The sequence below is a fragment of the Solwaraspora sp. WMMA2056 genome, from assembly GCF_030345095.1.
Taxonomy (GTDB): Bacteria; Actinomycetota; Actinomycetes; order Mycobacteriales; family Micromonosporaceae; genus Micromonospora_E.
In genome coordinates, this window is the sequence record NZ_CP128360.1 from 80,735 (window position 1) to 94,141 (window position 13,407).

The following is a 13,407-nucleotide window of genomic DNA, read 5'->3' on the forward strand; positions in this document are numbered from 1 at the left end:
GATCTTCGCATGCCGGCTGCGTGGCCGGTCAGGGCTCGACTGTCGGGGCTTTCCCGTCAGTCTTCCTCGACGGCCGCCGCGAACTCGCCGACGCGCAGCGGGGCGTCGGCGGGCACGTTGCGTTTGAGTACCGCCAGCGCGATCATCCCGAGCTCGTGGTGGCGCACGGCGGTGCCGACGAACCCGACCGTACGGCCGTCCACGGTCAGCGGGGTGCCGGCGTCCGGCGGGATGTCACTGGCCACCCCGTCCAGGTGCAGCAGCGCCAGCCGGCGCGGCGGCCGGCCCAGGTTGTGCACCCGGGCCACCGTCTCCTGCCCCCGGTAGCAGCCTTTGTCCAGGTGGACCGCCGGCCCGAGCAGCCCGACCTCCGCCGGGATCGTGCGGTGGTCGGTCTCCAGGCCCACCCGAGGGGTACGCGCGGCGACCCGGACCGCCTCGTACGCCCACAACCCGGCCGGGGCGATCCCGGCCTCGGTCGCTGCGGCCACCAGCTGCGCCATCGCGGCCCGGGGCACCAGCAGGTCGACACCGAGCGGCACCCGACGCGCCCACCCGCCGGCGTACGGGCCGTCGCCCGGCAGCTCGGTCACCGCGTACAGCGCGGTGGGCCGGCCGGGCAGCGACCCGGCGGCGAACTTCGGCCCCGGCACCGCCAGCAGGTCCGGCGCGGCCAGCCCGGTCACGCCCAGCGCGGCGGCAGCGTCGGCCGCCGCCGGCCCGACCAGCGACAGCAGCGCCCAGTCGGCGGTCACCACGGCCGGGTCGACCTGGGTGAAGAACCGCATCTTCAGCAGGTACGCCAACAGGTCGTCGGCCATCGCCGGCTCGGTGTCCAGCCAGGTGGTGGTGCCGTCCTCGGCGACCATGGCGTGCTGCTCGACGTGGCCGTGCGGGGAGAGCACCAGCAGTTCGGTGCCCTGCCCGGCCCGCAGCGTCGCCAGGTGCTGGGTGGTGAGGGTGTGCAGCCAGCCGATCCGTTCCGCGCCCGGCACCGCCAGCACGCCCCGGTTGCTCCGGTCGACCAGCCCGACCTCGGTGTCCAGCCGGCGCTGCTCGCGCATCGGGTCGCCGTAGTGGGCGGCGACCCCGCCGTCACGGGCTCCGGGGGTGATCGCGGCGACGTCCACCGCGCCCGGCAGATCGATCATCGTTTGCCTCCGCACTGATCGATCATCGGTTGCCTCCGCACTGCTGGCAGATGCCGAACAGGGCCATGTGCCCGATGTCGACCTGGAAACCCCGCTCGGTGGCCAGCGCGGTGATCAGCGGCTCGGCCAGCGCCGGATCCATCTCCGCCACCGACTTGCAGGACCGGCAGACCAGGTGCACGTGCTGGTCGTCGGTGACCGGGTGGAAGGTGGGTGACCCGTGCGACAGGTGGGTGTGGGTGACCAGGCCGAGCTCTTCGAGCAGCTCCAGCGTCCGGTAGATGGTGGTGATGTTCACGCCGGCGGCGACCTCGCGGACCGCCGTGTGCACCTGCTCCGGGGTGGCGTGGCCCAGCTCGTGCACCGCTTCCAGGATCAGCTGGCGCTGCGCGGTGAGCCGTAGCCCGCGCGAACGCAGCATCTCAGCAAGCGATGAGTCGACCACCGTTCCCATCCTAGCGCCGCTCCGCCCATCCGCTGGCGAGCCGGATCAGCCGCCGACCCGGATCAGCCGGGCCGACAGGTGCGGCGACAGCGGCTGGCCCACCGCGGCCATCTCCTGCGCGTACAGCAGGGCGCCCTCGACGATGCCGAACAGCCGGTGCCCGCCGGTGACCTCCTTGGCGGTGCCGGTCCGGACCACCGCGTCGGTGGCTAACTCGACCTGCACCCCGGTGATCCGGCCCAGGTAGAGCTCCATCACCCCGGTCGGCGTCATCATCGTCGCCTCCAGTTCGCCGGTCGCCCGACCCTCGGCGTCGGTGACCGCCCGCCACCAGCCGAGCTCACGGCCGACCGGGCGCACCGGGTGGGACTGCTCGTCGAGCAGCCAGGCCCGGGACTCGTACCGCAGGAACGGCCGGCCGTCGTGGCTGATCCGGATCTCCTGCGCGTAGTCGAAGTCCTCGATCGTGGGGTACCCGCCCCGGCCGCGGCCGCGCCACAGGCCGATGTACGGCAGCAGGGCGTTCAGCGCCGGATGCAGCTTCGGGCCGACCCGCAGGTCGTGGCTCTCCTCGAAGGGGTATGGCTCCACCGGCGGGGCGTCCAGCCACGGCGGCCGGACCGGATCCGGGTCCGCCCCGGCCGGTCGTTGCGTCCCGGGCGCGCTGCCCGGCTGTCCCGTCCCGGGCGCGCTGCTCGCGCTCATCGGTCCTCCGCTTCGTCACCGTCGTCCATGGCACCGTCGCCCATGGCGCTGTCGTCCACGGCATCATCGTCCACGGCAGATGCGGACCGCGAGGTAGACCAGGCCACCGGTGAGCGCGCCGAAGCCCGCCACCAGCAGGCTGACGAACCCGATCTCGGTCACCATGACACGGTCATCCTATGCTGGCCGCATGGCTCGCACTCTCGTCGTGAAGGCGACCGCCGGCTCCGACGAGCCGGAGCGGTGCGCCCAGGCGTTCACCGTAGCGGGCACCGCCGCCGCGGCCGGCGTCGAGGTGTCGCTCTGGCTGACCGGCGAATCGGCCTGGTTCGGGCTGCCGGACCGGGCGGCCGCGTTCGATCTGCCGCACTCGGCTCCGCTGCCCGACCTGCTCGACGCGGTGCTGACCAGCGGCGGAACTGTCACCGTCTGTACGCAGTGCGCGGCGCGGCGCGGGATCGGCCCGGACGACGTACTGCCCGGCGTGCGCATCGCCGGGGCCGCTGTCTTCGTCGAGGAGATCATGGCCGACGAGGTGCAGGCCCTCGTCTACTGATCCCCACCCACGCCTCATGATCGCGACGATCTTGCACTTATCGTTGGACAAATCGGATAAATCTTCTCGATAACTGCAAGATCGTCGGGATCATGGGGGTGGGGTCAGCGGCGGCTGGTGGCTCGGCGTACCGCAGCCGCGCTGTAGGCCACGGCCGCGACGCCGGCGAACGCGCCGACGGCGATCAACGACGCGCCGATCGGCCAGAGACTCGCGTCACCCTCGGACGGGACGGTCACCGCGTCGGCGACCCAGATCGCGGTGAGCGTGACCGGCACCGCGATCGTCACGGCCGACGGACGGCGCAGCCAGCCGCCAGCGGCGGCGAGCACTGCCAGCACCCCGACCAGGGCGACGACCCGCCACGGCTGGTATGGACCGGTCTCCTCCAGGGAACCGGCGGCCAGTTCCCTCTCCCCGTGCCAACCGAGCAGCAGCAGATAGCCGGCCACGGTGACGACAGCGGATCCGATCGCGACGACCGCGCCGGGGATCCGGAGCCCCGGCGCACGAGCGGAGAGGTCGGTACGGGGTGCGGCGGAGAGACGAGCTTCGGTCATGTCTCTCAGTCTCGCCGCCCGCCGCCGGCCCGGCATGAGTGTGGATACTCAGCAACCGAAGACGGTCGAGGCGATCCGGAGCCTGTCGCCGTCGGCCTGCACCACGACGCCGGCATCGCCGTCGCGGTAGGCGTACCGCGCCGGTGCGGTGTCGGCGACCACCACCGCCGGGTCACCGACCTCGGTTGCCAGCGCCTCGGCGATCCGTTCGGCCTGGCCGGTGCCGGCCGCGACGGCGCTGCGCAGCCAGCCGCCCGCCGGGCAGGGCACCATGACCGTCCGCTCGGTCCGCACATCGGTCGCCCCGAGCAGCGCCAGCAGCCGGGCGGGTTCGTCATCGGAGTCGCCGGCCGACGCGGTGACGTCCACCGCGCCGGACTCCACCGGCCGACAGCCCGAACTGATCCGGAACTCCAGCACGCCGGGCGCGGTCAGCAACCCCCGTACGGCGACGAACTCCCCCGCGTCGGCGGTCAGCCGGGAGGACCCGCCGGTGGTGTCGCCGTGGCGGGTCCGCGCCACGTAGTGCGCCGGCAGCCGCTGCGCGACCCGGTCCAGCAGCGCCGGGCCCGACTCGGCACCGGTGTGCGCGGTCAACACCCGGGTCAGCTCCGCGCCGGGGCGCACCGGGGTGATCCGGCAGCCGGACCGGACCACCTCGGCGCCGACGACCATCACGCCGGCGTCGCCGACGGCCGCCGTGAGGTCGACCGCCACCCGGTCCACGACCGGACGGGCGTCGGCGATGCTGCGTTGCTCTCTGACCGTCGGGGCGTCCTGTCGGACCGAGACGACGGCCAGGCCGAGCAGCAGCACCGCCCACGCACCGGAGACGGCGGCCAGCACCCAGCGGCGGCGTGACCGCCCCGGCGGAGTTGACGGCGGATCGAGACTCACCGGCCCATCGTGCCAGGTGCCGGCGACTGCCCACGCCAGGCCGGCGACCGGACCCGCCGACAGGTCCGCGTCAGGCCGGCGTCCGGACCCGGTTGTCGGCCGGCGATGTGACGGTCTGGTCCTCCGGTGCCGGCGCCAGGGGCGTCGGGACCAGGGGATCCAGGTGTGCGCCGGGATAGCCGGCGTACCCGTGGTCGTCGGGGTCGGCGTAACCGTCGTCGACCGGGTAGCCGTCGTCCACCCCGTCGGCTGTCGCAGGGGTGGCCAGCCGGTAACCGACTCCGCGTACGGTCTGGATCTCCAGGCCGCCGCCGGCGCTGCGCAACTTGCGGCGCAGGCGTTTGACCGCGGAGTGCAGGATCGCGGTGTCGCCGAGGTAGGCCCCACCCCAGACGGTGCCGAAGAGACGTTCGTAGGTCCAGACGACGACGGGCGGCGTGGCGAGCCGGGCGAGCAGTTCCCGCTCCAGGCGGGTCAGGGCCAGTGGCTCGCCGCGCCAGGTGACGAGATGTCCCGGCACGTCGACGACGAGGTCACCGAGGACGACCGGCGCCGTCGGCGGCGGGGTCTCGGTGGGTACGGGCGGAAAGAGCATCGCCCGCAGCTCGGAAAGATCCGCACATATCACTACTGTGCCGCAGTCGTCGAGCCGTCTCACCACGCGCTCGCGGACCGCAACGTCAGCGGTGACACAGACAACCAGTGGCACTTCACCGTTGACCACCGCATTCCTCCCCAGGTAGCTGCGTGTCATCAGACAACGCCGTTTAGTCGCCGTAGTCAACAGCGACAGTCACCGATACCAGTCCCGCCCGACGCTCGACCACAAACTGTCCGGTTACTGCCTGAAAACTGCCCAACATTCCCCATTGATCACCCACGCCACCCGCTAAAGCATGACTCGTAGCCGTCGTGCGAGGACTTTCCGTAGATCATCTCCGCGCACGCGCCGAGCGGACTCCGGGCTTTCCGGGTCGCTGGTCTGCGGCCCGCCGGGTGCGGGCCGCCACGAGCTTGGGGGACCACGTGGTCGACCTGCCTCGCCGTCGTGCCGGACACCTGCACCGGACCCGTCGCGGTCCGGGCCGGCGGAAACGTTCCACCGCCGGCGGCTGGGCCGCCCGGACCCGGGCCACGGTCACCGCCGCGCTGGTCGCCCTGCTCGTCGTCACCGTCCCGCCCGTCGGCGCGGGCGCCGCCCCGTCGACCGGATCGGCGGGCGCGCAACTCAGCGCCGAACTCGCCGCCACCCTGGACCGGCAGGGCACCGCCGACTTCATGGTGTACCTGCGCGAACGCGCCGACCTGCCGCGCGCCGCCACCGCCGCCACCGCCGGGCTGCCGGCCGGGTCACGACAGGCCGACGCCCGTGCCGCCGCCGTGTTCCGCGAACTGACCAGCACCGCCGAACGCAGCCAGCAGAGCCTGCGCGAGCTGCTCGACGAGCGCAAGGCCAGCTACACCCCGTACTGGATCGCCAACGCGGTCCGGGTCACCGGCGACCGCGCCCTCGCCGACCGGATCGCCACGCTGCCCGAGGTGGAACGCATCGACCCGGCCCGCAGCTACCCGCTGCTCACCCCGGAACCGGCCACACCGGTGACCGGCACCGACGGGGCCGGCACCGCCGCCGTCGAGTGGAACCTCACCAACGTCCGCGCCCCGCAGACCTGGGCCGAGTTCGGCACCCGGGGCGAGGGCATCGTGGTCGCCACGATCGACAGCGGTGTGCAGTACGACCATCCGGCGCTGGCGGCCAGCTACCGGGGCGCCGACGGTGCCGGCGGCTACGACCACGACTACAACTGGTTCGACCCGACCGGCATCTGCCCGGCCGGCACCCCGTGCGACAACAACGACCACGGCACCCACGTGACCGGCACCATCACCGGCGACGACGGCGGCACCAACCAGACCGGTGTGGCACCGGGCGCCCGCTGGATCGCGGCCAAGGGCTGCGAGGTCGACACCTGCTCGGACGCCTCGCTGCTGGCCGCCGGCCAGTGGGTGCTCGCCCCCACCGACAGCTCCGGCGCGAACCCGCGACCGGACCTGCGCGCCGACGTGGTCAACAACTCCTGGGGCGGCGGGCAGAACGACCCGTGGTACCGGCAGACCGTCGACGCCTGGGTCGCCGCCGGCATGTTCCCCGCCTTCGCCATCGGCAACGAGGGACCGGCCTGCGGCACCGCCAGCTCCCCCGGCGACTACCCGCAGGCGTACGCCGTCGGCAACTACGACGTCAACAACGTGATCGCCGCCCGATCCAGCCGGGGCGCCTCCCTGGTGGACGGTGCGGTGAAGCCGAACATCGCCGCGCCCGGCACCGCGATCCGCTCCAGCGTCCCCGGCGGCGGGTACGCGGCGTTCAGCGGCACCTCGATGGCCTCCCCGCACGTCGCCGGCACCGTCGCGCTGGCCTGGTCGGCGGCACCGACCCTGTACGGCGACATCGCCGCGACCCGGGCCCTGCTCGACGGCACCGCGATCGACACCGACGACACCAGCTGCGGTGGTACCGCGGCGAACAACAACAACTTCGGCGAGGGTCGGCTCGATGCGTACGCCGTCGTCGAGGCCGCCCCGCGCGGACCCGCCGGCCGGGTCGGCGGCGTCGTCACCGGCGACGGCGAGCCGCTGGCCGGCGCGACCGTCGCCACCGGCGAGCGCAGCGTCACCAGCGGAGCCGACGGCAGCTACGCGCTGACCCTGCCGACCGGCGAGCACACCCTCACCGCCAGCGCGTTCGGCTACCGGCCGGTGACCGCGACCGTCACCGTCACCGAGGACGGCACCGTCACGCAGGACTTCGACCTGGCGGCCACCACCGTGGTCACCCTGACCGGCCGGGTCACCGACGGCTCCGGGCACGGCTGGCCGCTGTACGCCCGGGTCGAGGTCGACGGACAGCCCGACACGCTCACCTACACCGACCCGGCGTCCGGGCGTTACACCCTCACCGTCCCCGGCGACACCGCCGTCGCCCTGCTGGTCACCCCGGTGCTGACCGGCTACCAGCCGGCCCGGGTCGACGTCCCGGCCGGCGCCAGCGACCGGACCGTCAACGTCAGGGTCGGCGTCACCGCCGCCTGCGTCACCCCCGGCTACGCGGCCAGTTTCGGTGCGCCGCTGCTCGCCGAGGACTTCTCCGCCGACACCGCCCCGGACGGCTGGTCCGTGGTGGAGCGCACCGCCGGCGGCGGTTGGGACTTCACGGACATCGGCTCCCGGGGCAACCTCACCGGCGGTGACGGCGGCTTCGCCAACATCGACTCCGACGCACTCGGCGTCGGGCAGACCCAGGACACCGACCTGGTCACCCCGACCCTGGACATGTCCGGTACGGACGCGCCGTACCTGCGGTTCGCCAGCGACTGGCGGGCCGTCGGCCTCAGCGACAGCGCCGAGGTGGGGGTCTCCGTCGACGGCGGCGACACCTGGACCACCGTGTGGCGCCAGACCAGCAGCCGACGCGGCCCCCGGGTCGAGGAGATCCCGCTGACCGAGGTGGCCGGTGCCGCGCAGGTCCTCGTCCGGTTCCGCTTCCAGGGCACCTACGCCTGGTGGTGGCAGGTCGACGACGTCGAGGTGGTCGACCGCAGCTGCACCCCGCTGCCCGGCGGTCTGCTGGTCGGCACCACCACCGACCACAACACCGGGGCCGCGTTGAACGGCGTCACCGTGGCCGCCGTCGCCGACCCGACGGTCGCCGCCGTCTCCGCCGCCACGCCGGCCGACCCGACCCAGCCGGACGGCTTCTACCAGCTGTTCTCGCCGTTGACCGGGGAGCAGGAGTTCACCGCCACCCGGGCGCCGTACCAGGTGCGCAGCCGGACGGTGACGGTGGTGCCCGACGGTGCCCGACGGGCCGACTTCTCCGTCAAGGCCGGCCGGGTGACGCTCAGCCCGACCACCCCGGTCGTCTCCCACCAGCCGTACGGCAGCACCCGCAAGGCCAGCGTGACGGTGACCAACACCGGTAGCGCCCCGGCGACCGTGGAGATGCTGCCCAGCGGCGGCGACTTCGACCTGCTCGGCACGGCCGCCGGTGCGGCCCTGACCGAGCACCGGGTCAAGGGGATCAGCAAGGCCTGGCAGGGTCAGGCGTACGGGGCTCCGGCCGGCGCGGCGCCGACCCGGATCAGCCCGGCCCCGGCGGCCGGCTCAGCGGCCGGCTCGGCGGCGGACGAGGCGTGGACCCGGGCACCGGACCACCCGACGGCGGTCTTCGACAACGCCGCCGCCACGCTCGACGGCAAGATCTACTCGGTGGCCGGCGGCAGCACCACCGGCACCGAACGCGACGCCTGGGTGTACGACCCGGTCACCGATGCCTGGAGTGCCCTGCCGGACCTGCCGGTGGCCCGCAGCAAGCCGGTGCTCGCCGCGGTCGGCGGCAAGCTGTACCTGTTCGGTGGGTGGGGTGCCGGCGGCACCCCGGTGGCCAGCGTCGACATGTTCGACCCGGCGACCGGGGCATGGTCGACCCTGCCCGGCGTGACCAGCCCGGCACCACGGGCGGCGGCCGGCTCGGCCGTGGTCGGCAGCACGGTCTACCTGATCGGCGGCTGCGTCGACGGCACCTGCACCGACTCCCGTACCGTGCTGGCCTTCGACACCGGCACCGGCACCTTCCGGTCCCGGGCCGACTACCCGCTCGCGGCGTCCTGGTTGGCCTGCGGCGGCATCGGCGACCGGGCGTACTGCGCCGGTGGGGCCGGGGCGGTCGAGTACCGGTCGGCGTACGCCTACGACCCGGCGGCCGACGCCTGGAGCCCGCTGCCGGACCTGCCACTGGACCTGTGGGGTGGCCAGTACGCCGCCGCCGGTGGCCTGCTGGTGATCGCCGGCGGGGTGACCGGGTCGTCGACCACGGTGACCAACCGGACGGTCGGCTTCGACCCGACCGCCGGGGTGTGGCGGGACCTGCCGAACACCCAGTTCGCCCGCTACCGGGGCGCCGGCGCCTGCGGGGCGTACAAGATCGGCGGCTCGCCGACGTCGTTCGTCGGATCGCCGCAGGTGGAGCTGCTTAACGGGTTGGCCTCGTGTGACGCGGCGGCCGACATCCCGTGGCTGGATCCCGCTCCGGGCAGCTTCACGCTGGCTCCCGGCGCGTCCCGGACGGTGACGGTCACCTTGTCGGCGACCGCCGAGGCCGGGGTCGACCAGCCGGGTCGCTACACCGCCACCCTCGGGCTGCGGTCGAACACCCCGTACCCGGTCGGTGCGGTGGACGTGCAGATGAACGTCTCGCCGCCGGCGTCCTGGGCGAAGGTGCAGGGCACCGTCTCCGGGCTCAGCTGCGCCGGGGTCGAGGTCGGAATCGCCGGGGCGACCGTACGGTTGAACTCGCTGACCGAGCCGGGCACCGGGTTCACGCTGCGCACCGACGCGACCGGTGGGTTCGCCTACTGGTTGCCCCGGGGGCAGTACCAGATCATCACCGCGAAGGACGGCTGGGTGCCGCAGGCCCACGAGCACCGGCTCCCGGCCGGGATCGTGACGACGGTCGACACCCTGCTGGAGCAGGTCGACCCGTGTCCGCCCCGGCTCGGCGGGGTCTGACAGCCACGGTGTGGCGGCTCCGGCCGCCACGGCGTGACGGCACGAACGGGTGCCGGGCCAGCCCAGCTCTGGCCCGGCACCCGCCGGCGGTCAACCCTCGACGATCACGGGTTGACCGGGCACCGCACCCAGTCCCGGCCCTTCACGTAGGACCAGGAGCAGGTGTGCAGAGACTGGCCTTTCCGGTTCCGCAGGAATGCCTTGTCGCCGTTGACGTTCCACACGAATCCGCCATTGTTCCAGTAGACGGTCCGTGCGGTGTCGTCGCCGGAACCCGACCGCAGCCACACCCGGCCGCCGTTTGCCGGAATGACGACATCGCCGAATCGGTAGGTCCGGCCGTTGTTGTTGTGCACCGTGTAGCCGCGCAGATTGATGGCCTGCTTGCTCCGGTTGATCAGCTGCAACCATTCCCGGTTGAGCAGTGCTCCGCTGCCGTCGTCAAGCCCGTTCGGGTGGTACTGGACGCTGTGGACTCGCAGTTCAGAAGCTTCGGCACGGGCCGTCGCCGGCGCCGCAGTGGTCAGTGAGGCGACGACTCCGATCGCCACGGCCGTCAGGATACCGACAGTTCTCCGCATGATTTCCCCCCATGGGATGAACGATTTTCACGGGCGCCGGAATGTCGAATGCCGATTCTTCGTCCGCTCGCCCCGGCAGGAAAATTGTGCGCGACCGACCCAGGAACAATCCAGGTAGTGACGTCATCAAGTCAGTTCGTCATCGTTCGCCGGAGTGCCGATGAGGGGCGGGCTTGTCGGCGATGCGGAGCGGCGAGTGACCGGGGTGACGCCACCGGTCAGCCGTTTCTGTTGTCGACAGCGCGACACCGGGGGTGCCGCTGTCGGCGACGCGACAGCCCTGATGGCTGCCGGTCCCGGCGGACCCGTACTGCGGTAGAGCGGTATTCCTCTGAGGAATATTTATACCTCTGAGGAATACCGTCCGGGCGCATGTCCCGGTGGGGCGGCGTCACGCGCAGTGACCCTGATCATGAGCTGCGGCCCTCGGAACGTGACGTTCCGAGGGCCGCAGCTTGTCGCAGGGGTGTCGGGGCCTCAGCCGCCGACGGTCACCCCGACCTCGTTGACGCCCTGGGCGGCGGTCACCGGCGTGTCGCCGTTGCCGTGCCGGGACAGGGCCCGCAGCGTCCAGCTGCCCGGGGCGGCGAAGAACCGGAACTGGCCGGCCGGGGAGGTCACCACCTCGGCGGTGAACTCACCGGTGGCGTCCAGCAGCCGCACGTACGCGCCGGCGACGACCTCGCCGTCAGCGGTCCGTACGGTGCCGGTGATCACGGTCTCCTTGGCCAGGTCGACGCTGGCGGGCAGCGGCGCGGACTGGTCCGGCGCGGCGCAGCCCGCAGCGGTCGCGGCGCTCGGCGTTGTCGCAGCTGTCATGGTCACGCCTTTCCGGGTTCGTCGCCGAGCACCACGGGCACGCCGATCAGCGAGCCGTACTCGGTCCAGGATCCGTCGTAGTTCTTGACGTTGGAGTGTCCGAGCAGCTCCTTGAGCACGAACCAGGTATGCGAGGACCGCTCGCCGATGCGGCAGTACGCGATGGTGTCCTTGCCGTCGTCGAGACCGGCGTCGGCGTAGAGCGCACGCAGCTCGTCGTCGGACTTGAAGGTGCCGTCCTCGTTGGCCGCCTTGGACCACGGAACGCTGACCGCGGTCGGGATGTGCCCGGCCCGCTGCGCCTGCTCCTGCGGCAGGTGGGCGGGGGCGAGCAGCCGGCCGGCGTACTCGTCGGGCGAGCGGACGTCGACCAGGTTCTGGGTGCCGATGGCGGCGACGACCTCGTCGCGGAACGCCCGGATCGAGCTGTCCGGCTCCTGGGCGACGTACTGGGTGGCCGGGCGGGTGACGACCTCGGTGGTCAGCGGGCGGGCGTCGAGCTCCCACTTCTTGCGGCCGCCGTCGAGCAGCTTGACGTCGCCGTGGCCGTACAGCTTGAAGTACCAGTAGGCGTACGCGGCGAACCAGTTGTTGTTGCCGCCGTAGAGCACCACGACGTCGTCGTTGCTGATACCGCGCTCGGAGAGCAGCGCCTCGAACTGCGACTTGTTGATGAAGTCGCGGCGCACCGGGTCCTGCAGGTCGGTCTTCCAGTCGATCTTGATCGCGCCGGCGATGTGGCCACCGTCGTAGGCGCTGGTGTCCTCGTCGACCTCGACGAAGACGACGCCCGGGGCGTCGAGGTTCTTCTCGGCCCAGTCGGCCGAAACGAGTGCGGTGTCGCGACTCATCAGATCACTCCCTGGTTGGTTCTCCCCGACGGCGCCGGTGGCCGGACGGGGAACGCGGGTCGGTGGTGAGTCCACGCCGCAGGTGTCGCACCTGTGCGTGAACCCGTGGAGGACGGATCACGGACGTGCGACGGCGCCGCTGCCGGGCGTTGGTGGAGGATTCTTCGGGCACTGCCACCCGACCGTTGGAGAGGTCGGTGGACAGCCCGCCGGGTCAGCCCGCCGTCAGAGGACCGGGCGACACAGGCAGGTGGCCACACGGCACAGGTCGACCGCGCGCCGCTTGGTGAGGAACTTCCCCATGGGGCCGAAGCTTACCAGCCTGTTTCCGGCCGGTCACCGATCCGACCACGCACTGAGACGGCCGCCACGTCACCGGGTGACCAGGTGACCGGATCCGGGCGCCGGCCTCAGCCGAGGGCGCTCAGCGGCACGTCCTGGGCCGTCGCGGTGACCACCAGACCGGCCGGGGTCACGTGCACCTGCTGCAGGTCGAGCTGGAACGGCAGCTCCGGCAACGGTACGGCGATCGACAGCTGCTGCGCGTAGGCGTCGACGAAGCCACGGGCGGCGTCGTCGCCGGGCAGTCCCTCGGCGTCGAGGTTGGCGAAGCGCAGCAGGACCTGACCGTCGGCGACCTCCAGGTCGGCCGTGCCGGTCAGCACCACCTGCTGGCCGAGGATCTCCACGGGCGCGGTGACGGCGAGCTGGCCGTCGCGTTCGGACAGCTCGACGCCGGGCTGGTCAATCAGCGTGACCACGCTGCCGTACGCGACGGTGGCCTCGCCCTGCACGGTCTCCGCGACGACCTCGCCCTGGCCGGTCCGCAGGGTGTCCAGTGACGCCTGTACGCCGCGGGCGTCCACGTCCAGGGTCGGCAGCCGAACGCTGTTGCCGTTGACCGGGGCGGAGACGTCACGCAGCACGATCGAGATGGACCGGTAGTCGCCGGCGAGCACCTGGGTCAGGAACGGGAAGCCGCCGATCGAGACGTCCGGCTCGGAGGACTCGATGTTCTGCGCGGCGATCTGCTGCCGGATCTGGTCGGTGACCGCACGTTCGGCGTAGGCGACCGCCACCCGGTCGGCGACGACCAGGGCGATGCCGAGGATCACCAGCAGGACGGCGGCGACGACGAGCAGGCGACGCCCGGTACGTCGGCGGGGCCGGCTCCGAGGAGCTGGCTCCGGAAATGCCGGATACGTCGACACTGTCCCTCCTCGGCTGGGGTTCGTCGCGCCGTACCGTATCTACCCAACCTGAGTGCCCCTCAC

General features: G+C 72.4%; 13 protein-coding genes and 1 pseudogene. 2 read left to right on the top strand and 12 right to left on the bottom strand.

Features of this window, described 5'->3' with window-relative positions; genetic code table 11:
• Window positions 1-56: 56 nt before the first annotated feature.
• From ygfZ to mtfM, 4 genes are all read right to left on the bottom strand, one after another.
• Window positions 57-1,151 carry a CAF17-like 4Fe-4S cluster assembly/insertion protein YgfZ gene (gene ygfZ, locus O7608_RS00435; RefSeq protein WP_289208105.1) on the bottom strand — a complete coding sequence of 365 codons (1,095 nt, stop codon included), beginning with the start codon at window positions 1,149-1,151 and terminating at the stop codon, window positions 57-59.
• A gap of 22 nt (window positions 1,152-1,173) precedes the next feature.
• Complete coding sequence (locus O7608_RS00440; protein ID WP_289208106.1) at window positions 1,174-1,596, bottom strand: Fur family transcriptional regulator; 423 nt, start codon at window positions 1,594-1,596, stop codon at window positions 1,174-1,176.
• 45 nt (window positions 1,597-1,641) lie between these two features.
• On the bottom strand, window positions 1,642-2,301 hold the full coding sequence (locus tag O7608_RS00445) for a heme-binding beta-barrel domain-containing protein (RefSeq protein ID WP_289208107.1): 660 nt from the start codon (window positions 2,299-2,301) through the stop codon (window positions 1,642-1,644).
• Window positions 2,302-2,364: 63 nt separating this feature from the next.
• Entirely contained in the window at window positions 2,365-2,466 is a 102-nt protein-coding gene (gene mtfM / locus O7608_RS00450; RefSeq protein WP_289208108.1) for a small membrane protein MtfM, read from the bottom strand.
• Between the two features lie 25 nt (window positions 2,467-2,491).
• Between mtfM and O7608_RS00455 the strand changes: the two genes are divergently transcribed.
• A complete protein-coding gene (locus O7608_RS00455) occupies window positions 2,492-2,857 on the top strand; it encodes a DsrE family protein (protein ID WP_289208109.1) in 366 nt (121 codons plus the stop codon).
• A gap of 104 nt (window positions 2,858-2,961) precedes the next feature.
• On the opposite strand, the gene O7608_RS00460 is transcribed toward O7608_RS00455, so the two are convergent.
• The 3 genes and pseudogenes from O7608_RS00460 to O7608_RS00470 form a co-directional block, all read right to left on the bottom strand.
• Window positions 2,962-3,417 carry a hypothetical protein gene (locus O7608_RS00460; protein WP_289208110.1) on the bottom strand — a complete coding sequence of 152 codons (456 nt, stop codon included), beginning with the start codon at window positions 3,415-3,417 and terminating at the stop codon, window positions 2,962-2,964.
• A gap of 48 nt (window positions 3,418-3,465) precedes the next feature.
• Window positions 3,466-4,314 carry a hypothetical protein gene (locus tag O7608_RS00465; protein WP_289208111.1) on the bottom strand — a complete coding sequence of 283 codons (849 nt, stop codon included), beginning with the start codon at window positions 4,312-4,314 and terminating at the stop codon, window positions 3,466-3,468.
• Window positions 4,315-4,552: 238 nt separating this feature from the next.
• Window positions 4,553-5,038, bottom strand: a pseudogene (locus O7608_RS00470) (winged helix-turn-helix domain-containing protein); the annotation flags it as partial.
• Between the two features lie 425 nt (window positions 5,039-5,463).
• On the opposite strand from O7608_RS00470, the gene O7608_RS00475 reads away from it, so the two are divergent.
• The gene (locus tag O7608_RS00475) at window positions 5,464-9,882 is read left to right on the top strand and encodes a S8 family serine peptidase (RefSeq protein ID WP_502959236.1); all 4,419 of its coding nucleotides are present in this window, start codon (window positions 5,464-5,466) and stop codon (window positions 9,880-9,882) included.
• 104 nt (window positions 9,883-9,986) lie between these two features.
• Here the strand turns inward: O7608_RS00475 and O7608_RS00480 are convergent, their stop codons facing one another.
• From O7608_RS00480 to O7608_RS00495, 5 genes are all read right to left on the bottom strand, one after another.
• Window positions 9,987-10,433 (bottom strand): lamin tail domain-containing protein, encoded by a 447-nt coding sequence (locus tag O7608_RS00480; protein ID WP_289208112.1) that lies wholly within the window; start codon window positions 10,431-10,433, stop codon window positions 9,987-9,989.
• Window positions 10,434-10,940: 507 nt separating this feature from the next.
• Window positions 10,941-11,282, bottom strand: coding sequence for a DUF1416 domain-containing protein (locus tag O7608_RS00485; protein ID WP_289208113.1), 342 nt, complete (start codon window positions 11,280-11,282; stop codon window positions 10,941-10,943).
• Between the two features lie 2 nt (window positions 11,283-11,284).
• Window positions 11,285-12,133, bottom strand: a complete 849-nt coding sequence (locus O7608_RS00490; protein ID WP_289208114.1) for a sulfurtransferase — start codon at window positions 12,131-12,133, stop codon at window positions 11,285-11,287.
• A gap of 225 nt (window positions 12,134-12,358) precedes the next feature.
• A complete protein-coding gene (locus O7608_RS31890) occupies window positions 12,359-12,436 on the bottom strand; it encodes an Ms5788A family Cys-rich leader peptide (RefSeq protein WP_421361375.1) in 78 nt (25 codons plus the stop codon).
• A gap of 107 nt (window positions 12,437-12,543) precedes the next feature.
• Window positions 12,544-13,344: an LmeA family phospholipid-binding protein gene (locus tag O7608_RS00495; RefSeq protein ID WP_289208115.1), complete on the bottom strand. Its 801-nt coding sequence runs from the start codon at window positions 13,342-13,344 to the stop codon at window positions 12,544-12,546.
• Between the last annotated feature and the right edge of the window lie 63 nt (window positions 13,345-13,407).